Consider the following 21,840-nt stretch of genomic DNA (forward strand, 5'->3'; position numbering starts at 1 on the left):
ATATCCATTTTAATGAATATGTGACTAAGTTAAACTTGTTATATAAATATGTAACGTAACACTAGAAATATTTCATGTTCTTACAGCTTGCCACCAAAGACTGGAAAATGACTAGCTGACCCATAATCTAATCCGCTAAGTTGCGCTAGGGATTCCATATCCTCATCAGTAATTGTAAAATCAATTTCGGTATTTTGCTTAATGTGTTCTAACTGCGTAGCTTTTGGCAATACTACTGTATCAAGCTGCCAATCATATCTAATGCATAATTGTGCAACCGAAACATGATATTTTTGCGCCATCTTTACAATTATAGGATTATTTAAAGCCGCTCCATGAGCAACTGGAGAAAAAGACTCAACTATTATGCCATTATTTTGCGAAAAATCAATTAAATCTTTTGGCGTTGCTCCAATATGACACAAAATTTGGTTTACCATCGGTTTAGTGTCACTGTTATCAATTAAGTTTTGTAAATCTTTTGCCTCAAAACTAGAAACACCAATTGCCCGAAGTTTTCCAGCTTTAACAGCATCTTCTAAAGCTCCCCAAGTTTCAAGATTTCCTTGATAATGACGATCCGTTGATTGATTAACTTCTACCCATGGTTGAGGATTATGGATAATCATCATATCAAGATAATCTAAATCCAGCTTTAGTAAAGTATCATCAATTGATTTTTTGGCCTCAGCATAATTTTTAATTTCGGCTGCTACTTTAGAATTAACAAAAATTTCTTCACGCTTAATTCCAGAATTTTTGACACCTTTCCCAACTCCAGCTTCATTACCATAAGCCTGAGCCGTATCAATGTGACGATAACCCATTTGAAGTGCCATTTTAACTACATCTGTAACTTGTTGATTAGATATTTGCCAAGTTCCTAAAGCTAGCTTAGGAATTTTAACACCATTATTTAAAGTTAAGTTTTCATTTAATATCATAATTTTACCTCCACTATCTTAGTTTAACCCTTCAATTCAACTTTAAGTCAAGTAAAATTAATCACTTTAATGTTAAAGAACATTGCTTATTTTGCTATTCTTTCGCTACAATAAAGTTTAAACTTAAATAAAAGAGGTATTAATTATGAAATCAATTTATTTAGTCCGCCATGGTCAAACCTTGTTTAATGTTCAGCATAAAATTCAAGGATTTTGTGACTCTCCACTAACAGAACTTGGTATTAAACAGGCCCAGGCTACTAAAAAAGAATATTTTGAAAAACTAAATATACCACTAGATGAAGCCCACTGTTCTACTTCTGAAAGAGCAGTTGATACATTGAAACTAATTACTAATTTGCCATTTAAAGTGCATAAAGATTTACGTGAATGGAACTTTGGTACTTATGAGGGGGAAGGTGAACACCTTAACCCACCGCTGCCATATAATGACTTTTTCGTGCAATTTGGCGGTGAATCACAAAAACAATTAACCGAGCGCATCAATCAGGCAATTACTACGATTACGGAAAATTCTAAGAACAAGCACATTTTAATTGTATCTCATGGTGCTGCAATTGCTAACTTTTACCGGCAATGGGAAAAGTACAATACGTTTAAACGAACTGAACGCATCAAGAACTGCTCAGTCCTTAAGTATGATTTTACGGATGGAATCTTCCAGTTACAATCTTTGTTTAATCCCGATTGTTAATCCACGTTAAAAGTTAAAATTATAAATTTAATTCCAATTTTTTAGTAAACAAAAAGGCCAACTCCTTAATCGAGTTAGCCTTTTTTATATATTTTATAAACTAAATAGCAATTATTCTAAGTTTAATGAACTCTTATCAAAAGCAACAGACTTGATTTGGTCATCGATTGATGGGGTACCAAGCCAAGTAATCATTTCCTTCATTGAGTTAGTGATTGCTTCAGTACCAGGAAGAAGAAGCTTACGTGGGTCATAACCCTTGTTAGCCTTGTCTTCATCCTTATGAGCTTCAAAGTACTTACGAGTTGCTTCTTGGAAGGCTAATTGGAATTCAGTGTTGATGTTAACCTTTGAAATACCAAGTGAAATAGCCTTCTTAACTTGTTCTTCAGGAATACCTGAACCACCGTGTAATACAAGAGGAACTGAAACTGCATCAGCAATTTCCTTTAACCGATCAAAGTTTAATCCCTTCCAATCACTTGGGTAAACACCGTGAATGTTACCGATACCACAAGCAAGCTTGTCAACACCAGCAGCTACAAAGGCCTTGGCGTCTTCAACAGAAGCAAGTTCTCCACCTTCTGAACCTTGGTTTTCACCAATTTTACCAATTTCAGCTTCAACCGAAATTCCACGTTCATGTGCTAATTTAACAATTTCCTTAGTCTTGGCTAAGTTTTCTTCAGTTGGTAAAGCATGACCATCAAACATAACTGATGAATAGCCAAGAGCAATACATTCCTTAGCTGCTTCAAAGTCACCGTGGTCAAGGTTCAATACAACTGGAACAGAAATGTCCATTGCGTCAATTGAATCTTCAACGATGTCCTTAGCTATCTTGTAGCCACCCATATACTTAGCAGCACCCATTGAAACTTGAATTAATACTGGAGTTCTAGTTTCTTCAGCTGCTTGCAAAATTGCACGTGTCCATTCTAAGTTGTTAGTGTTATAAGCACCAACTGCATAGTGGTTCTTACGCGCATCTTTAAAAATTTGGTTACCATTATCTAAATATGCCATTGATAATTTCCTCCTATAAAACTTACAGTTTCATTGTACCGTAATAATTAATTGTTGAACAAGCTTTTAATCAATGTAAGCGTTATTTTTTAAAAATGATTAGTTTTACATTTCTTTAGGAGCATTGACACCTAATAATCTAAGTGCTTCTGTTAAAACAATTGATGTTGCCTGAACTAGAGCTAGACGGGCACTAATTTGCTGATCATCAGTTAATATTTTTACATTGGCATAGTATTTATTGAATTTTTTGGCTAAATCTAACGAATATTTAGCAATGACTGATGGCTCAAATTTGTCACAACTACGGGCAATTATTCTTGGAAAATCAGCTAAAGCTTTTGCTACGGCAAAAGACCAATCATCATTAAGAGCAATATTGTTCAGATTTGGCTTTTGCCCTAATTTTGCTGCTTTGCGCAAAACACTTTGGGCACGAGCATTTGTATATTGAACATATGGACCAGTATCCCCTTCAAAACGGACAACTTCTTCTAAATCAAAGTCAAAATTTTCTGTCCGCTCATTTTTTAAATCATGAAAGACAACTGCGCCAACACCAACATCATGAGCAACCTGTTCTTTATGTGCTAAGTCGGGATTTTTTTGTTCAATTTGTTTACCAGCCAAGCTAACAGCATCCTGTAATACTTGATCAAGAAAAATTACGTTACCTTTTCTTGTAGATAATTTCTTGCCATTCTGAGTAATTAAACCAAACGGCACATGGTATATCTCATCTGCCCAGTCATAACCCATCTTTTTCAAAACAGTCTTTAATTCTACAAAGTGATGTGATTGTTCATTACCAACTACATAAATCATCTTTACAAAATGATAAGTATTCATTCGGTATATTGCAGCAGCTAAATCACGTGTTAAGTAAATACTAGTACCATCAGATTTAACAATCATGGCTGGATTTTCATCTTTACCCATATCAACAACTTGGGCACCTTGAGACTCATGCAAAAGTTTCTTTTGCTTCAATTCATCAATTACTGGTTGCATTTTATCATTGAAAAATGCTTCCCCTTTATATGAATCAAAGGTTACACCTAATTCTTGATATATCCGTTTAAAATCAGCCAAAGAAACTTCACGGAACCATTGCCATAGTTCAACTGCTTCTTGATCTCCTGCCTCAAGTTTTTTAAACCATGATCTGCCCTCATCATCAAGTTCTGGATTCTTTTCCGCTTCTTCATGAAATTTAACATAGTATTTAAACAGACTCATAATCGGATCTTTTTTAACGTCTTCTTCGACACCCCAGTGTTTATATGCCGAAATCAATTTACCAAATTGAGTACCATAATCACCTAAGTGATTAATTTTAATTGGATTATAACCAACCTTTTTTAAAGTTTCAGCAATTGAATTACCGATCACAGTTGACCGCAAATGACCCATTGACATTGGCTTGGCAATATTAGGGCTAGACATGTCAATAGGTACATTACCTTCACCTAATTTTTGATCACCGTAGTGCTCTTTTTGCGCCAAGACTTCCTGCAAAGTTTGTGTAATTAATTTTTCGTGATTAATTGCAAAATTGACATAGGGGCCAACTGCTTGAATAGTTGAAAAGTCTGCACTCTTGAGATTTGCAGCAATTGATGTGGCAATTTCAACTGGATTTTTGTGTACTATTTTAGCTAAGGCAAAAGCTGGAAAAGCATAGTCACCCATTTTTTCATTTTTCGGTCTTTCAATTAATTGATTAATTTTCTCTTTTGGTAAATCGACTTGACTTGCAACTAGGTCAACTACCTTACTTTTAAAATCCATTTTTACCTCCAAAATAATAAAAAAATCTCTTCCTTCTTTACAAAGGAAGATACGAGATTTTACCCGCGGTACCACTCTAATTGATACAAAGTATCCGCTTTAACTTTTTTATTTTATCAGTTAGACACGCCTTCATACACTAATCTAGTTCGTCTTACACCAACGCGAACTCGCTAAATAGATTAGATGCTTACTACTTCTAACAACTTCAAAGTGATTATAGCAGGAAAATTTATCTAAGCCAATACTTTTAATTATTTTTGATAATTACTTTCGTACCATAAGGAATATTTTTCATTAACCAATTTGAATCAGAAACACTTAAGCGAATGCAACCATGAGAACCTGCCTTAATTCCCAATTTTCTTGCTTCTGTTATATTATATCGACCATTACTTTTTGTCGGTACGGAATGAAAAAGATACTCATCTTTTTCATCCCAGCTAGTCCAATTATTGGCTCCTTCATTTAATTCAGGGTTATAAAATGAGGTGCCACGATTATAGTTAATCTTAAAATTACCAGTAGGAGTTAGCGATTTGCCATTTTTATAAATACCACTACTTGCCAACATTGTATATACTCGCTGACCATCTCGCAAAATATATACTCGATTGCCCTTAAGCGAAACTCTAATTGTTAAATCATTTTCTAATCGCTTAATATTAGGATATCGCTTCATTTCACTTGACTTACGCCAATTATAGGGCCGACGCAAATCTTCAGGGTCTTTATAGGGGCGATAAGAAGCGGCTGTCTTTTTTTTAATTATTGTCTGATGTCTTTGATTTACTTCATTTGCAGTAGGTGGCATAGAAATTCGCGCTAAACTGATAATACCAATTAATATAATCAAACAAATTGTAAGCGGTTTTAAAATATTATTTTTCATTCTGCGTAAACCTCTACTAATTATAATAAACTTCATTCCAGATAATTATTATTTATGTACTCTAATTAGCGTATTTTTTCATTAATTCAGGTAGCAATGCACTAATCCTTGTCGGACGAACTATATAATTGTTACCTGCAAGTTCATCACCTGCTAAAGAATGTAAATAAACTGCTGCTAAGACTGTGTCAATATTTGACCCAAACTGGGCAACAAAACCACCAATTATTCCAGTTAAAGTATCGCCCATTCCACCTACAGCCATTCCAGGGTTCCCAAGTGGATTAAGATAAACATTACCTTTAGCATCATAAATCTTAGTATGATTACTTTTTAAAACCAGAATAGCATTTTTACGAGGAAAAAGAGTCTGTAACGCAGTCAAGTTAGCTTGATCAGCTTGAAACGGAATATGAATTTGACTAAGGCGCTGCCATTCCATTTGATGCGGCGTAAGTACCACTGTGCCTGCACTACTTGGAACTAAGCTATGATCTTGCGCTAGCAAATCTAAAGCACTAGCATCCAAAATTAGAGTTTGTGTTTTAGTAATCGTTTCTTTAATCATAATTAAAATGTTTTGAGCAAACAAACTATTACCCAGACCAGGTCCACATACAATAACATCCATTTTTTTGATTATTTCAGCTAAATTGCGCTGGCGCCAGTCGACATACATTACTTCAGGAAGTCGAGCATGTAAAGCAGCAGCATTGAGCGAATGGGTTACCACGGTTACTAGACCTGCGCCACTATTTAATGCACCTTCTGCTGACATAATGATTGCTCCGCCATAATTTTCATTACCGCCAATAAGTAATATCCGACCAAAATTACCCTTATGTGTATTACTGGAACGTTTTCTAATTACTCTAGTCAGTATTTCTTGTGAAATTTCTATCACTTAAATTATCCCCCAAAAAGCCAACGCCAAAATCTAACTAAAAAGTTAACCCGATCAGTCGCTTCCAAAGCTTTAGCAGGTATTTTTAGACCATTAGGATTGGTCAAAGAAATTAATTTCTCTGGTCCAGCTTCAAAACTATATTCACTGACAACCTGATTTTCTTTTACCGGTGCCTCTACAGCAGTTTGCGTTAAATTCACTTTTAATTTTTGATCGATCGGTACCCAAACTTCACTAGCCTTTTTAATTCCTATGCTAATTTGCTTAGCTTTACCGGAGTTGACTTGTATACCGGTTCTACCCATAATTACTTCATTTTTCCTAAAAATAACCGGATGATAGTGTTTGAATATATATCCAAATAACTTATTCGTTTCTTCAAAGCGTGAAGGATCTGTCCCATTAATATGACGCGCCCCCATGACTACTGTTATCAATCTAACTCCCTTATGCTTTGCCGTAGCTATAAAACAAGCACCTGCAGCATCAGTTGTTCCTGTCTTTAAGCCATCAACATTTATTTTTGAATGATATTGCGGCAAAGTTTTCAGCATCCAATTAAAATTAGTCATTGGAGTCTTAAAATTTTGATCAATAAAATTTAATCGCGGCAATTTGGTTGTTTTAATTACAAATGGGTAGTCATTAACCAAATGACGTCCAACAATCGCCATATCCTTGGCTGACATAGTATTTTCAGCATTATTTGTTGCTTGCGGATAAGCATCTGAACCAACACTTTTGTTTGGTAACCCACAAGTTGTATAAATCTGAGCGTCTGTTATGCCCCATTTTTGCAGTTGCTCACGCATCATTTTGACAAAAATAACTTGTGAACCGCTGATTGCTTGGGCTAACATCATTGCTGCACCATTTGCAGATTCAATTAAAGTTGCTTGATAAAGTTGCTTGATAGTATATGAATGACCATAACGTAGCGGTACATTAGAAAAATCACGATTATTTGAAATTGATACAATTTGATGCGTGGGTTGAACAGTAGTTGTCCAAGTGATTTTCTTTTCTTCAATTGCTTTTAGGGTCAAATAAACGGTTACTAATTTTGTCATAGAAGCGATTGGTAAAGGCTGATTAATATTTTGTCCGTATAATAATTGACCGGTTTTGCTATCAATTGCTATCGCCGATTTAACTTTTAAGTTTAACTGATTGTTGCAATAATTATTGGGTAGTTCTTGAGCGATAACTACTTGAGTGGGTACCATTAATCCCCAAACGATTACAAGTACTCCAATTATTTTTTTAATTTTATGCTTCAAAATAATAATCTCCTTTCAAAGCAAAATTTCAATTTATTTCCGTTTTATGCTTACATTTTACCAAATTTTTGGTATTATTATTACTAGATTAAAAATATTAGGCCCCGATGGCGGAATTGGCAGACGCGCAGCGTTCAGGTCGCTGTTTAGGTAACTAAGTGAAAGTTCGAATCTTTTTCGGGGCATATAGATTCCAGATAAAAGTTAAGTGGTTTTAACTTTTTTATTGCCTAAAAAGATGGCAAACCAATTAATATTGATAATTATAAATAAAAATCGTTGAGTAATAAAACTCAACGATTTTTATGCTTTAATATGTAATTTTTGCAGTATTAACACGATCTTATCGCCCAAAATTCGCTGAGCTAAATTCGATTTAATTGCTGCTATACTGTAAACTGCTGCACCAATAACTACAGAAACTAGAACGATTACGACTGCTTGCCAACGATTAGAAACTTGTAAAAACAACCCTAATCCTTTTTCAGTTATTAAAACCGCTATAAACATCATTATCGAAAAAACAGTAATACCAATAAAACGTCTACTTGTGCGATTTTGGTTAAAGTTGAATGTAACGCGCAAATGCCTAAGAGCAAAAAAGATAATAGTAAGCATCCCCAAATTAGTTGCAATCAAAGGACCATAAATTTTAAATAAATAAACCATTGGATATTGCACAATTAATTTGATAACTAACCCTAAGACTAAATACTTAATAGCTAACAAATTTTCTGAAAGTCCCTGTAAAATAGCCATTAATACAGTAAATAACCCTAGCGTAATTGCTGTAAAGGATGACAGATACAACACATTCGAGCCCAATTGATCAAAGCCATAAAAAATTGTATAAATGGGTGTTGAAATAGCAGCCATACCAAAAGCAGCTGGTATCATAATAAATAAGAATAAATCAAGTGTACTGCTTACTTGTTCAGAAATATTTTTGATATTTTTTTTAGCTTTTGCTGCTGACAAAAGTGGAATTGCTGTTACTGCCATAGCACTGGCTAAAGATACAATAATCATAATTAACTTATTTGCATTAAGTGCAAATAACGCATACCAAGTTTCAATTGTATTATCACTTGCTTGCACCAAACTAGCAATCATTGGATGAAAAGTATACTGGTCAACCAAATAAAATAACTGAATTCCAGCATCAATAATAATAAAGGGGATGGCTTGGGCAATTATTTCTTTAAACAGTGATAATGTAGAAACTTGAATTTGATTATTTGAGTTTTCAACTAAATAATTGACTTCTTTGCGTCTTGACAGTAAAAACCAAACTAAAATTGCAATACCAAAAATAGCGCCTATTGCAGCTGCCAAGTTTGATTGGACAACTGCACTAACAAAATCTCCATGTTGCACTTGCATGATTATATATGCCGTTAAAAGCATCCAGATTACACGAGCCAATTGCTCGATAAATTGTGACATGGCTGAAGGCATCATATCAGCATATCCTTGAAAATATCCCCGCATAATACTTAACACAGGAATAACTAAAATTGCATAAGACAAGCTACGCATTACTGCAACCTGTCTAGGATCACTACGTGATCCATTTGAAGCTAAAAATGGAGAGGCAAAATACATAATACCTGCCGAAATTATTCCCATGATAACCATTAAAATTAATCCACGACGAAATAATTTTCGACCTACTCCATATTCATTTAATGCATTATATTTTGCTACCTGTTTAGCAACAGCACCAGGAATACCAGCAGTTGAAATTAAAATAAAAATACTATAAATATTGTAGCTTCTAGCTGTTAATGCATTAGCAATATTACCATACTGCCCCATCCAACTGAACCACGGAATAATGTAAAGCGCACCTAAAATACGTGAAGTAATAGAGCCAAAAGTCATCCATGCACTTCCCTTAATAAAGGTGTCTTGCGTGTTGGGTTTGGTTAAATTATTTTCTTTCATTAATGTTTCCTAAATCTAATGTACTAATAACTATCTTATTTTGAAGCAACAGTTATAATTAACAACAACTATGATAACTACTTTAGGAAAAATTAACTTTATTTAGCTACAATATTGACAATTTTGTTGGGTACAACGATTATTTTTTTCACTTCTTTACCGTCCAAAAACTTTTGAACATGTGGTAAAGCCAGTGCTTCTTTTTCTACTTCAGCTTTAGGGCTATCTTTTGCCACCTTGAAATTGCCCCGCAATTTACCATTTACCTGAACCATAATTTCAACATTAGTTTCAATTAACTTTGCAGGATCATAAGTTGGCCATTTAGCAAATGTGATAGATTCTTCATGACCCAAAATTTGCCAAATTTCTTCCATCATATGGGGAGCAATTGGCGCAACTAATGTAATAAACCCTTCAGCATATTCCCGTGGGATTGTTTGCACTTTCTGCGCCTCATTCACAAAAACCATTAATTGAGAAATTGCCGTATTAAAGTGCAGGGCATCAAAATCTTCAGTAACTTTTTTAACCGTTTCATTATAAACTCTGTCTAGTGCACCATCATTATCTGCTACAATATTTTCCTTTGGAATTGCTTCAAGATCAAGATCGTTAACAAATAAACGCCAAATCCTGTCTAAAAACTTCTTAGTTGAAGCGGGACCATTATCATCCCAATCAATTGAAGCATCTAGTGGTCCCATAAACATCTCATACATTCTAAGACTATCTGCACCATATTCTTCAATCACTTCATCTGGATTGACAACATTTCCCTTCGACTTAGACATTTTTTCATGATCTTTTAAAATTAAGCCTTGATTATAAAGCCGCTTAAATGGTTCTTCCTCTGGTACAACTCCCAAATCATATAAAACCATGTTCCAAAATCTTGCATAAAGCAAGTGGCGAACGGCATGTTCAGCCCCACCAATATATAAATCAGTCGGCATCCACTTTTTAAGCAATTCATAATCGGCTAATTTTTGATCATTGCGAGGATCAATATAACGCAAGAAATACCAGGAAGAACCTGCCCAATTAGGCATGGTATTAGTTTCACGCTTACCTTTACGCCCATTTTTATCTACCACATTAACCCAATCAGTTAAATTAACTAAGGGGCTCTCTGGAGTTCCAGAAGGTTTAATGTCAGTTGCATGGGGTAAGACAAGTGGTAGCTCATTTTCAGGAACTAAACTAGTTTCACCATCTTCCCAATGGATAACTGGGATCGGCTCGCCCCAATAGCGCTGACGCCCAAATTCCCAATCACGTAACTTATAATTGACCTTTTGTTGACCAACATGATGTTCTTCCAGCCAAGCTAGCATTTTTTCCTTAGCATCGGCAATGTTTAATCCATCTAAAAATTCAGAATCAAAATGAACCCCATCAGCTGTGTATGCTTCTTGATTAACATTTCCACCTTTAATAACCGCTTTAATTGGTAATTTGAATTTTTGCGCAAATTCATAATCCCGCGTATCGTGAGCAGGTACTGCCATGACAGCTCCCGTACCATAACTTGCTAAAACATAATCGGCAATCCAAATTGGAATCGGTTGATCATTTACCGGATTAATTGCATAAGCGCCAGTAAAAACACCGGTTTTATTTTTATTAAGATCGGTTCTCTCTAAATCAGACTTTGATTCAATTTCTTTTAAATAGTCCGCTACATCTTCTTGATGCGCTGAAGTCGTAATCTGTTTAACTAGTTTGTTTTCCGGTGCTAAAACCACGTAAGTAGCACCAAATAAAGTGTCGGGTCTAGTAGTAAATACATTAAAGGTGGCAGCTGAATTTTGTACCTTAAAGGTAATTTGTGCACCTACCGAACGGCCAATCCAATTACGTTGCATTTCCTTAATATTTTCTGGCCAGTCAAGATCATCTAGTCCGGCTAAAAGACGATCAGCGTATTTAGTAATGCGTAACATCCATTGCTTCATATTGCGTCGATAAATTGGAAAGCCACCACGTTCAGTTTTACCATCAACAATATCCTCATTGGCAACTACTGTCCCTAAATCTGGCGACCAATTGACTGGAACTTCAGCTTCATAAGCCAAGCCATTTTTATACATTTGTTCAAAAGTCCACTGCGTCCATTTATAATATTTTGGATCACTAGTAGAGACTTCACGATCCCAATCATACGAAAAACCTAATTTATTTAGCTGACGCTTAAAGTTAGCAATATTTTCTTTAGTCACAATTGCAGGATCTTGACCAGTTTGCAGAGCGTATTGTTCAGTGGGCAACCCAAAAGCATCCCAACCCATTGGGTGAAGAACGTTATATCCTTGACTACGTTTCATCCTTGAAATAATATCGGTAGCAGTATAGCCTTCAGGGTGCCCAACATGTAAACCCTTACCAGATGGAAATGGAAACATATCTAAAGCATAATAATTTTTGCGTTTTGGATCTGTTCCTGTTTTAAAAGTATGATTTTTAGCCCAATACTTTTGCCACTTTTTTTCAACAACTTTATGATTATACATAATTTACCTCATAAAAAAATCCTATGAAACATCATAGGACGAATAATCGCGGTACCACCTAAGTTTCACGCCTCTAGCGTGACCCCTCATTGCTCCTTAACGCGGATAGCATACGTTAGGTATTACTCAGGCTAAGTTCACTATCTATTCTGCAAGTCTTACACCACCCGACTCTTCTCTGTAGCAAAATAAAATAGTTACTAGTTCCCAATCCTTTACTTAATTAATGATTATAATTTACCACATTTACTAAAAAAAGCAAAGAACTAAAAATTTCTATTAATTATCAGCTTTCGCTATTTGATTTTCGGTGTTACCAATTACAGGTCATGACCTACTTTATTTTTTAATGAATAATGATTATAATTTAACAGAAATGCAAAAAAATAAAAGGAGAAAGTTATTGATTACTGACAATCATTCAAAAAAAGATACAATCATACCAGCTACTATTTTTTTAATTTTATATTCGGTTTGGGCAATGCTCGTTGCATCTGGAACTCAGTTTATCCATCATTTCGATCAGAATATTATTGCCATCATTTGTAATAATAATCCTGCCAATATCAAATTTGCTACAACATTTACAGTTATAGGAAATACAAGTGTTATAACATTTATAACAATTATCATTTGCTTAATTTTATTTATTTTTAAAAAATACGCTTATACGTATTTTACTGCTGGCACAATGATTGCCGCAAATGGCTACAACTGGATTAGCAAGCATGCAATTGCACGTCCTCGTCCTTCTGTGCACCATCTAGTTGAAGCACATGGCTATAGTTTCCCATCAGGCCATTCAGTTGGTAGTGCCACCCTCTTTGGAATTCTAATTGTTTTAACACTTTTACTAGTAAAAAATAAAGCCGTAAAAACTATTCTCTGTATCGTTTGGCTTTGCTTTCCGCTTTTAATCGGTTACACTAGGATATTTAATCATGTGCACTATCCTTCTGACGTACTAGGCGGATTTTTAGAAGGAATTACTTTTGTCCTAATAGGATATTCTTTTTTATATCATTATCATTTAGAAAATTAAAAAAGGCGTCAACCAGTTAATGGTTAACGTCTTTTTTGTTATTCTATTTTACTTGATCAATTAATGTTGTCGCTTTTTATAAATAAAATTGAAAATAATTGATAGACCAATTGCTACTAAAGAAATAAAATAAACACCCTTTAAGCCATTAAAGAGAACTTGTCGTAACTGCGGAATAAGATGAGGTGCTAATTCTTTTGCTTTTTCAGCAGAGACAATTTTATTCATCATTGCTTGAGTCAATTCTGGTTTCTTAGCTATCTGACTAGTAACTACCGTATTAAAAGTAATTCCATATATTGATACTAACATTGTCTGACCTAGATAGCGCATTAAGGTATTAAAAGATGTAGCAACTCCAACATTTTTGGGCTCAACTAAAACCTGCGACCGTACTTGTGCAGCCGTGATAATTGAACCAAAACCAAAGCCATTCATAGTAGCAATTACACAAAATAGCCAAAATGGTGTCTGCAAAGGTAGCAAAAGTAATAACATATCAGCAACTAAAAGTAGTGCTAACATTCCAAATAAGGTTCTCCGTATACCCCAGCGACTCAATATTGCACCAATTACAAATGAACCCACTACCCACATTACAGAACTAGGAGTGACAGCAAAACCAGCAACAGTTGCTGATGTACCGTTAATCCCCTGCATCCAAGTTGGAATATAAAATTCAAAACCAATAACAACACCAGAAATTAGTAATGTTATCATATTTATGGCTTGAAACTCGTGATCTTTTAAAATCGATAGCGGCATAATAGGATCAGTAGCATGCTTTTCTACTATATAAAACGCAATCGCACTTATAATAACAAAGGCAATTAGCAAGCCCACAAAAATGGGATTTAACGAACTCAATTCTTGCAGGGTAAACATTAATGCTAAAAGCATCGTAACTAACCAAAATGTGCCCTGAATATCCAATTTATTTCTCTGTTTCTCTCTTGCTTCGTGCAAAAAGATCACTACCAATACAAAGGCAACAAAGCCAATTGGAACATTGATATAAAATACCCAGTGCCATGATAATTTTTGTACAATAAATCCACCCAAAAGTGGTGCAATTACTGAAGCTACACCCCAAAAACCAGAGTTAAGTCCCAGCATCTTGGCCCGCTTATCAATGCTATATAAATCAGCGATAATGGTCATAGCAACTGGTTGAACTGCACCTGAACCTAATCCTTGGATAACGCGGAATAAAATCAATTCAATCATATTATTTGCTTGACCACATAAAGCAGAACCAATAACAAATAAGGCTATCCCAAACAAAAAAATAGGTTTACGACCAATGCTATCTGCTAATTTTCCGTATAGAGGAGTTGATACAGCAGTCATAAAGAGAAAGATAGAAACCACCCAATTCATGATTTCTAAACCATTAAGATCAGAAACTATTGTAGGCATTGCCGTTGAAACTATCGTCCCTTCAATAGCAGTCATAAAAGTGGTCATAAAAATGGCAAGTGTAATTATAGGTACATTCGTTTTTTTCAAAATAATCTATCCTTTATTTTTTAATATAATTCAATATATCTTGAACTTTATCTGTTTTCTCCCAAGGTAAATCAATATCGGTACGACCAAAATGACCATAAGCAGCCGTCTGCTCATATATGGGCCGACGCAAATCAAGCATGTTAATAATTCCTGCTGGCCGTAAATCAAAAACGTGCCGCACAGCTTCAGTTAATAATTCATCACTTACCTTACCAGTTCCAGCAGTGTCAATCATAATTGATACTGGATTAGCCACACCAATTGCATAAGCAAGCTGCACTTCGCAGCGATAAGCCAAACCCGCTGCTACAATATTTTTTGCAACATAACGAGCAGCATAACTAGCACTACGATCAACTTTAGTTGCATCCTTACCTGAAAAGGCGCCTCCACCATGACGTGCATAGCCACCATATGTGTCAACGATGATTTTTCGTCCAGTTAGTCCAGAGTCACCTTTAGGGCCTCCAATTACAAAACGACCAGATGGGTTAATCAAGAAGGTAGTTTTATTATCAAGATACCTAGCAGGAATAACTTTTTTAATCACTAGGTTAATCATTGCCTGTTGAATTTCTTCATTCGAAACTTCAGCATCTGTTTGCGTTGAAATAACAACAGTATCAACGCGTTTAGGCTTATTGTTTTCATCATATTCAACTGTGACTTGAGCTTTAGCATCTGGCTCTAGCCAAGTTAAAGTATTATCCTTACGTAGCTTAGCTACTTGTTGCATTAATTTATGGGCTAAGGAAATCGGCAATGGCATTAATTCAGGAGTCTCTTTGACGGCAAAGCCAAACATTAAGCCTTGATCTCCTGCCCCAATTTGATCTAAGCCATCAGTACTAGCCTTATTTTCACGAGTTTCTAGCGAGTGATCTACGCCTTCAGCAATATCTGCTGATTGCTCATCAATATCTAACAATACAGCACAGTTATTGCCGTCAAAACCCAATTCAGGCTTATCATAACCTATTCTTAAAACAGTCTTTCGAACAACTTTTTGAATATCAACGTATGCACTAGTTGATATTTCGCCAAATACATAAACAATACCGGTGTTCACAATGGTTTCACAAGCCACATGGGCATCAGGATCTTGGGCAATAATCGCATCTAAAATTGCATCTGAAATTTGATCAGCAACTTTATCAGGATGACCTTCAGAAACTGACTCTGAAGTAAATAAACGTTTTTCCATAATAGTCCCCCTATAGATTTAAATAGCTCTTCGGTTACAAGGCATCTCCAACATTGGATCCTTTCAGGACTTGAACCGATATAATAAATTCGTTCTTACTACAAAAAAAGACTACCGCAGATTCGGTAGTCTAGAACGATGGAGGATACAGGGCTCGAACCTGTGACCTCCTGCTTGTAAGGCAGATGCTCTCCCAGCTGAGCTAATCCTCCAAAGTGTGACCCGTACGGGATTTGAACCCATGTTACCGCCGTGAAAGGGCGATGTCTTAACCACTTGACCAACGGGTCAGATGCTGAATCCGAGTAAATTCAACTATTAGCTTAGAAGCTAAAATTAAAAATACGCGCACCCAATTTATATTATTCCATAAATAACGCTAATTACCGTTATTTATGGAGGATACAGGGCTCGAACCTGTGACCTCCTGCTTGTAAGGCAGATGCTCTCCCAGCTGAGCTAATCCTCCAAAAGGTGACCCGTACGGGATTTGAACCCATGTTACCGCCGTGAAAGGGCGATGTCTTAACCACTTGACCAACGGGTCGTGTTCTAAATCAAAAGCACATTCAATAGTATACTAGATAAGAAACAAAATGCAAGAGTAAAACTTAAAAAACTTATTAATTTAACTAATAATTGCAAAAGCAATTCTTTACATAAAAAAAGATGTATTCCTACATCCCTATAATTATAATGGAGGATACAGGGCTCGAACCTGTGACCTCCTGCTTGTAAGGCAGATGCTCTCCCAGCTGAGCTAATCCTCCAGTTGTTAATAATTGCTACTCTTAAAACTTTAGCATAAGATTTATTTTTTGTCTAGAATTTTTTATTTTCAGAGGACATATTCATTTTTTTAAAACTATGAGAAAATTATTGCTTAGGAAAACAATTTTGCATTGTCATATCTACTTATTAAAGAGGATTAAATGCTCTATTTCTTGAAAAACACTTTTACTAGTATCACTTTTTATCAATTTTTTCTTGCTCTCTTACTCATTATTATTCTTTTTCATTGGCGCCAGCAAGCCTTAAATTTACTTAAAAGAACCTTTTACCTTGGTAACACTTTTAAACACTATCATTTCTTAAAGTCAGCTTGGTTTTGGCTGGGAATTGGCTTTATCTTATCCACATTGTTTTTCAGTTTAGGCCTAAATTTAACAAACAATGATGTTACAGCAATTGCAACTATTGTAATTAATTCACTTACAGCACTAGGAACACTGGCAGCTGTTTAGACAAACCTTTATCTTTACCATAAAGACTCCCAAAAGAAAGTAGCAGTGAATGTTGTCAGTACTTATAGTGCTCAAGCACGCGATAAAAACGCTGATATTAATTTTGAAGCCTATGCAATTAATCTTTCCAAATTCACTTTAAGATTAAAGTTTGCTGGTTTCATACTTTCCGATGGTTATGGTAACTATGATGTAAAAGGTGGCAGCGAGCATGCAGAATTGGTTAAAAACGGCGGTCAGACTAAAATTTATTTTGCGCATAATCATAGTATCCAGCAAATTTTGAAAAAAATACAAGTTCAGAGTTTAGCTAACTATTCAACTGAACAATGTCAAGGGCTTAATCAAGATCAATTCAAGTTAATTGCTGTTTTTCATGAAGAGGACAGTACTGAGCAAAACTACTCTTTTACAACAAATATTGATTTGACTACAGCTGAGTTTTGGCAAGAAATTAAACATTCCGCTAGCTCAAAGCAAAGGCGGCAACAAAAACTTAGATAAATATAGTTACATTTACTTTATAATATTTATGCTTTTGCAATTCCTAGAAATGTTAATTATATTTTGGAAACATATATCGATGCCTTAAGGCAAAACCGATATAATTTTTGATATTAATGTAAGCGCTATAATAAAAACAAATGTAATTTTATAAAAAATAAGATAATACCTACTTAATTATTAATAAGGAGAATTAATTATGGCAAAAAAGAAATGCGGTATTTGCGGTAAAGAGTTGGGCTTTTGGGACAGTAAGATATCTGTAAAAGATGGTGTTATTTGCTGTGATTGTTTTTACAAAGGTAATTTTTATGGTGGTGCTAATGGAAGACGAATAAATAAATTTATAGATACTCAAACTGTCACTGAAATGAAAGAATTAATTGATAATCCTGAAAAATTACAAGCTGTTAAAAGAAAAGTTGCCCCCGCTAATCATCATCACCGTAAACCTATAGCACAATGTGCATTCTGTGGACAAGACATTTATAAAGACGATGCGCCTTTGAAATTCAAAGATTCTACCTATATCTGTCTAGATTGTGAGGCCAAGCATAACGCCACTAAAGCCCATAATTGGGCTTCTGAACATACACTTGAAGATTTCAAAAAAGCTGTTAAACAGGATATAAATTTCAACAATATATATTTCAAAAAGCAACAGCAAAAACAAAAAGAAGAAGAGCAAGAAAATGCAAAAAAGCAAGCTGAAAAAGAACAAAAAAAGCAAGAAATTGCTGCTTTCAAAAAGAAATCTGTTCGCTATTCACATTATTACTTCAATCGAACTGAAAGAAAAATTTATATTGGCAAGACATTTTTAGATCCTGATAGATTTGTTGATGCTAGTGAAATTGTTTCATATCAAGTTAACGAAAAAGGACATGATGAAAATAAACACCATGTCTTCACTCGCGCAGCTGTTGGTGCCATTATTGCTGGTACACCCGGTGCAGTTATTGCCGGCACCACTGGTGGCAAGATAAACGAATACATCGATCACCTCGGTTTGATCATTAATCTATCTGACGGTAGCGACTTTGAAGTTAAATTTCTAACCATTAAAAGTAAAACAAACAGTTCTTACGCTAAAGATGCATATTCAGAATTAAACCATGTCATTGCAATTCTAGATGGCTGGAAAGCCACGGAAAAAGTTGTCGAAGATACCAAGGATAACACTGATGCCCCAGCAGAAATACGCAGATATAAACAACTACTAGATGATGGCATCATTACCCAAGAAGAATTCGAGGCAAAGAAGAAGCAACTGTTAGGACTTTAACCGTAGGATCATATAAATAACCCCCACATACGTAGGGAACACCTCTGATTAAAGAAAGAAGGTGGGCTGAGTTCAGGATCACCCCCACGTATGTGGGGAACACACTGATATTATAAACTACGTAATCAAAATTATTACTCAAGAAAAATTTGAACCAAAGAAAAACAGAAAAGGAGTTAATCATGGCAAAAAAGAAATGCGGTATTTGCGGTAAAGAGTTGGGCTTTTGGGATAACAAAATGCCTTTGAAAGATGGTGTAATTTGCTACCCTTGCCTTTTTAATAAAGGTAACTTTTATGGCGGTGCTGATCAAAGACATATGAATGGTTTTTTAAATAGCCATACTGCTGCAGAAATAAAAGAATTAATGGATAATCCGGTAAAATTAGAGACCATCAAAAGAAAAGTTGCCCCTGTTAATCACCATCACCATAAACCAATAGCACAATGTGCATTCTGTGAACAAGATATTTATAAAAACGATGCGCCTTTGAATTTCAAAGATTCTACCTACGTCTGTCTAGACTGTGCTGCTAAGTATAGAGCTACTAAAGCATATAACTGGGCTTCTGAACATACGATTGAAGATTTCAAAGAATCTATTAATCAGAAAGTAGATTTTAATGACATCAATTTTAAAAAGGCACAGAAAGAACTAAAAGAAATAGAGGATGAAAAATTAAAAAAGAAAGCTGAAAAAGAAAAAAGAAAGCAAGAACAGGCCGCCATAAAAGCAGAATCTGTTTACTATGGTGGCTACTACTTCGACATTGATAAGAGAAAGATTTATGCTAATACGGCATTTCATGGAATAGAATTTTTCGTAAATGCTGACGAGATCGTTTCATATCGTGTGAATGAAAAAGGTCATGACAAAAATAAGCATCATGTCTTTACTCGTGCAGCTGTCGGTGCCATCATTGCTGGACCAGCCGGTGCAGTTATTGCCGGCACCACTGGTGGAAAAATAAATGAATATATTGATGAGCTGGGCGTAATTATTAATCTAACTGATGGTAGCAATTTTGAAGTTAGTCTCTTAAACGCTAAAAATAATAAGGCAGACGGTTTTTTTGTTAGACATGCATATTCAGAATTAAACCATGTCATTGCAATTCTAGATGGCTGGAAAGCCACGGAAAAAGTCGTCGAAGATACCAAGGATAACACTGATGCCCCAGCAGAAATACGCAGATATAAACAACTAATGGACGATGGCATCATTACCCAAGAAGAATTCGAGGCAAAGAAGAAACAATTGCTGGGGCTTTAAGGTATCGTCCACAACATGCAACACCAGCAATGTTAAAAACTATGATGTGCAAAAAAGCTGTAAGACAATAAATCTTTGCGGCTTTTTTATTAGGAGGAAAATTATGCCAAAGCGAGACGAACACATAAAAGAATACAAAAACAAAAAAGGCTAACGTGCTTTTAAGTTTCACCTCTATCTCGGTATGGATGAAAACGGCAAGCGCGTTAATATCACTCGCCAAGGATTTAAAACGTATAACGATGCCAAAATCACTTATGACCAATTACGCGCCAATGGTACAACTGGATATCAGAAACCAAAGATAATCAAAACTGATGAGATTTATGCTCTTTGGTTTGATAACTATAAGGGACAGGTAAAACAGTCAACCGCTAATAAAACTAATCAAATATATAACAACCATCTTAAACCTACTTTTGGTGATAAATATTTAGATAAAATTCAAGTTAAAACGATACAAAAATTTGCTGATACAAAATCTAAAGAGATTGTCAAATATAAAGAAGTTGTCCGTATACTTAACAGATTATTCGAATATGCGATTCGGCTGGGATACGTTAAAAACAATCCCACAAAAAGAATAATTATGCCTAAAAAAACCACACGCCCCAGAAGAGACATTAAGCACAATGCTTATACGCGGGAAGAACTTGAAGAATTTCTGACAGCTGCTAAAGAATATGCTACAACACCTTATACATATTTCAAATTGCTGTCATCGACAGGTCTAAGACGCTCAGAAGCTTTGGCACTAACCTGGAAAGATATTGACTTAGACAATATGACACTTTCAGTTAATAAAACTCTTGCATATGGCTTAGATAACAAAATTATCATGCAGCCGCCTAAAAGCAAAAAATCAAAACGAACTTTGCCAATTTCACAGAATTTAGCTGAAGCATTGATTGATTATCACAAAAAGCAAAAAATAATCTACAAAGTAGTTTTTCATGAACAAAATGGAAACTACTATAATTTGACAGCCCCAGGCAACTGGCTACTAAAAATCTATAAAGCTAATCCGCAATTAAGACGAATCACCGTCTATGGCTTCCGCCACACTTTTGCCACTCTATTTATTAGCGAAACTGATGTTAAGCCTAAAACAGTTCAGATGCTTCTTGGCCATGAAAACATCAAAATAACCATGGACATTTATACCCACATTACCAAAAAGAACGAGGATGATGCGATTGATTCAATCAGAAAATTAAACATTTAACTTGTTTTTTTGCTTTTTGCCGTGCATTTGCCGTGCGAAAGTAAATAAAAAGGCTAAATACATTGCTGTATTAGCCTTTAATTATTATATAACGGAGTGTGAGAGATTTGAACTCTCGATACAGGTAAAACCCATATACATGATTTCCAATCATGCTCCTTAAGCCACTCGGACAACACTCCAAGAAACTCCGGCTGTCAGACTCGAACTGACGACATCTTGATTAACAGTCAAGCGCTCTACCAACTGAGCTAAGCCGGAATATTAAAAAAAGCACGGCAACGTCCTACCCTCGCAGGCAGTCTCCCACCAACTACTCTCGGCGTTAAGAAGCTTAACTTCTGTGTTCGGCATGGTTACAGGTGTTTCCTTCTTGCTCTTGCCACCGTACTTCTTTTTGAGCTTTTACACTCAAAACTAAATATTATCCTTCGAAAAAACCGTTCCACTCTCTTCTTTGACTGCCTTCGCTTTTGGTCAAGTCCTCGACTGATTAGTACTAGTCCGCTCCAAACCTCACGGCTCTTCCACTCCT

The 21,840-nt window shown here is 35.4% G+C and carries 16 protein-coding genes, 8 tRNA genes, 1 rRNA gene, 1 pseudogene, 1 riboswitch and 1 other annotated feature; of the genes and pseudogenes, 8 read left to right on the forward strand and 18 right to left on the reverse strand.

From position 1 onward, the window contains the following. Window positions 1-80: 80 nt before the first annotated feature. Window positions 81-944: an aldo/keto reductase gene (locus BM203_RS03965; protein ID WP_205755874.1), complete on the reverse strand. Its 864-nt coding sequence runs from the start codon at window positions 942-944 to the stop codon at window positions 81-83. Window positions 945-1,086: 142 nt separating this feature from the next. On the opposite strand from BM203_RS03965, the gene BM203_RS03970 reads away from it, so the two are divergent. Further along, window positions 1,087-1,659, forward strand: coding sequence for a histidine phosphatase family protein (locus tag BM203_RS03970; protein WP_090092936.1), 573 nt, complete (start codon window positions 1,087-1,089; stop codon window positions 1,657-1,659). 111 nt (window positions 1,660-1,770) lie between these two features. Here the strand turns inward: BM203_RS03970 and fba are convergent, their stop codons facing one another. The 5 genes from fba to BM203_RS03995 form a co-directional block, all read right to left on the reverse strand. Further along, entirely contained in the window at window positions 1,771-2,685 is a 915-nt protein-coding gene (gene fba, locus BM203_RS03975; RefSeq protein WP_090092937.1) for a class II fructose-1,6-bisphosphate aldolase, read from the reverse strand. A 105-nt stretch (window positions 2,686-2,790) separates the two neighbouring features. Then, window positions 2,791-4,476 carry an arginine--tRNA ligase gene (gene argS / locus BM203_RS03980; protein WP_090092938.1) on the reverse strand — a complete coding sequence of 562 codons (1,686 nt, stop codon included), beginning with the start codon at window positions 4,474-4,476 and terminating at the stop codon, window positions 2,791-2,793. A gap of 250 nt (window positions 4,477-4,726) precedes the next feature. Beyond that, window positions 4,727-5,368, reverse strand: a complete 642-nt coding sequence (locus BM203_RS03985) for a L,D-transpeptidase (protein ID WP_090092939.1) — start codon at window positions 5,366-5,368, stop codon at window positions 4,727-4,729. A gap of 61 nt (window positions 5,369-5,429) precedes the next feature. After that, a complete protein-coding gene (locus BM203_RS03990; RefSeq protein ID WP_090092941.1) occupies window positions 5,430-6,272 on the reverse strand; it encodes an NAD(P)H-hydrate dehydratase in 843 nt (280 codons plus the stop codon). A gap of 5 nt (window positions 6,273-6,277) precedes the next feature. Beyond that, window positions 6,278-7,561 carry a D-alanyl-D-alanine carboxypeptidase family protein gene (locus BM203_RS03995; protein ID WP_407656039.1) on the reverse strand — a complete coding sequence of 428 codons (1,284 nt, stop codon included), beginning with the start codon at window positions 7,559-7,561 and terminating at the stop codon, window positions 6,278-6,280. 95 nt (window positions 7,562-7,656) lie between these two features. Here BM203_RS03995 and BM203_RS04000 point away from each other — a divergent pair. Further along, window positions 7,657-7,740: transfer RNA gene (locus BM203_RS04000), tRNA-Leu, on the forward strand. A gap of 118 nt (window positions 7,741-7,858) precedes the next feature. Here the strand turns inward: BM203_RS04000 and BM203_RS04005 are convergent. Continuing rightward, the gene (locus tag BM203_RS04005) at window positions 7,859-9,502 is read right to left on the reverse strand and encodes a putative polysaccharide biosynthesis protein (protein ID WP_090092943.1); all 1,644 of its coding nucleotides are present in this window, start codon (window positions 9,500-9,502) and stop codon (window positions 7,859-7,861) included. A gap of 98 nt (window positions 9,503-9,600) precedes the next feature. Then, a complete protein-coding gene (leuS, locus tag BM203_RS04010) occupies window positions 9,601-12,015 on the reverse strand; it encodes a leucine--tRNA ligase (protein WP_090092944.1) in 2,415 nt (804 codons plus the stop codon). 31 nt (window positions 12,016-12,046) lie between these two features. After that, window positions 12,047-12,239 (reverse strand) — a binding site (T-box leader). A 152-nt stretch (window positions 12,240-12,391) separates the two neighbouring features. Between leuS and BM203_RS04015 the strand changes: the two genes are divergently transcribed. Continuing rightward, on the forward strand, window positions 12,392-13,057 hold the full coding sequence (locus BM203_RS04015; protein WP_228150111.1) for a phosphatase PAP2 family protein: 666 nt from the start codon (window positions 12,392-12,394) through the stop codon (window positions 13,055-13,057). 60 nt (window positions 13,058-13,117) lie between these two features. Here BM203_RS04015 and BM203_RS04020 read toward each other — a convergent pair whose 3' ends face one another. The 7 genes from BM203_RS04020 to BM203_RS04050 form a co-directional block, all read right to left on the reverse strand. Then, window positions 13,118-14,566 (reverse strand): MDR family MFS transporter, encoded by a 1,449-nt coding sequence (locus tag BM203_RS04020; RefSeq protein WP_090092948.1) that lies wholly within the window; start codon window positions 14,564-14,566, stop codon window positions 13,118-13,120. Window positions 14,567-14,579: 13 nt separating this feature from the next. After that, window positions 14,580-15,773, reverse strand: coding sequence for a methionine adenosyltransferase (metK, locus tag BM203_RS04025; RefSeq protein WP_090092949.1), 1,194 nt, complete (start codon window positions 15,771-15,773; stop codon window positions 14,580-14,582). After that, window positions 15,771-15,854, reverse strand: a riboswitch (SMK box riboswitch). It overlaps the preceding gene by 3 nt. 58 nt (window positions 15,855-15,912) lie before the next feature. Further along, a tRNA-Val gene (locus BM203_RS04030) sits at window positions 15,913-15,985 on the reverse strand. A 6-nt stretch (window positions 15,986-15,991) separates the two neighbouring features. Continuing rightward, window positions 15,992-16,063 (reverse strand) — tRNA-Glu (locus BM203_RS04035). 106 nt (window positions 16,064-16,169) lie between these two features. Then, window positions 16,170-16,242: transfer RNA gene (locus BM203_RS04040), tRNA-Val, on the reverse strand. A gap of 6 nt (window positions 16,243-16,248) precedes the next feature. Further along, window positions 16,249-16,320: transfer RNA gene (locus BM203_RS04045), tRNA-Glu, on the reverse strand. A 150-nt stretch (window positions 16,321-16,470) separates the two neighbouring features. Continuing rightward, window positions 16,471-16,543, reverse strand: a tRNA-Val gene (locus BM203_RS04050). Between the two features lie 162 nt (window positions 16,544-16,705). Here BM203_RS04050 and BM203_RS04055 point away from each other — a divergent pair. The 5 genes and pseudogenes from BM203_RS04055 to BM203_RS04075 all read left to right on the forward strand — a co-directional run bounded on the left by BM203_RS04055 (window position 16,706) and on the right by BM203_RS04075 (window position 21,305). After that, entirely contained in the window at window positions 16,706-17,017 is a 312-nt protein-coding gene (locus BM203_RS04055; RefSeq protein ID WP_090092950.1) for a hypothetical protein, read from the forward strand. Window positions 17,018-17,062: 45 nt separating this feature from the next. After that, on the forward strand, window positions 17,063-17,521 hold the full coding sequence (locus BM203_RS04060) for a hypothetical protein (RefSeq protein ID WP_090092951.1): 459 nt from the start codon (window positions 17,063-17,065) through the stop codon (window positions 17,519-17,521). Window positions 17,522-17,720: 199 nt separating this feature from the next. Beyond that, complete coding sequence (locus BM203_RS04065; protein WP_090092952.1) at window positions 17,721-18,806, forward strand: SHOCT domain-containing protein; 1,086 nt, start codon at window positions 17,721-17,723, stop codon at window positions 18,804-18,806. A gap of 182 nt (window positions 18,807-18,988) precedes the next feature. After that, a complete protein-coding gene (locus BM203_RS04070) occupies window positions 18,989-20,080 on the forward strand; it encodes an SHOCT domain-containing protein (RefSeq protein WP_103716071.1) in 1,092 nt (363 codons plus the stop codon). 103 nt (window positions 20,081-20,183) lie between these two features. Beyond that, a pseudogene (locus BM203_RS04075) lies at window positions 20,184-21,305 on the forward strand (tyrosine-type recombinase/integrase). A gap of 92 nt (window positions 21,306-21,397) precedes the next feature. On the opposite strand, the gene BM203_RS04080 reads toward BM203_RS04075, so the two are convergent. The 3 genes from BM203_RS04080 to rrf all read right to left on the reverse strand — a co-directional run bounded on the left by BM203_RS04080 (window position 21,398) and on the right by rrf (window position 21,695). Beyond that, window positions 21,398-21,487: transfer RNA gene (locus BM203_RS04080), tRNA-Ser, on the reverse strand. A 6-nt stretch (window positions 21,488-21,493) separates the two neighbouring features. Continuing rightward, window positions 21,494-21,566: transfer RNA gene (locus BM203_RS04085), tRNA-Asn, on the reverse strand. 12 nt (window positions 21,567-21,578) lie between these two features. After that, window positions 21,579-21,695 (reverse strand): 5S ribosomal RNA (gene rrf, locus BM203_RS04090). Between the last annotated feature and the right edge of the window lie 145 nt (window positions 21,696-21,840).

It is taken from the genome of Lactobacillus bombicola (assembly GCF_900112665.1).
In the GTDB taxonomy this organism is placed as follows: Bacteria; Bacillota; Bacilli; order Lactobacillales; family Lactobacillaceae; genus Lactobacillus; species Lactobacillus bombicola.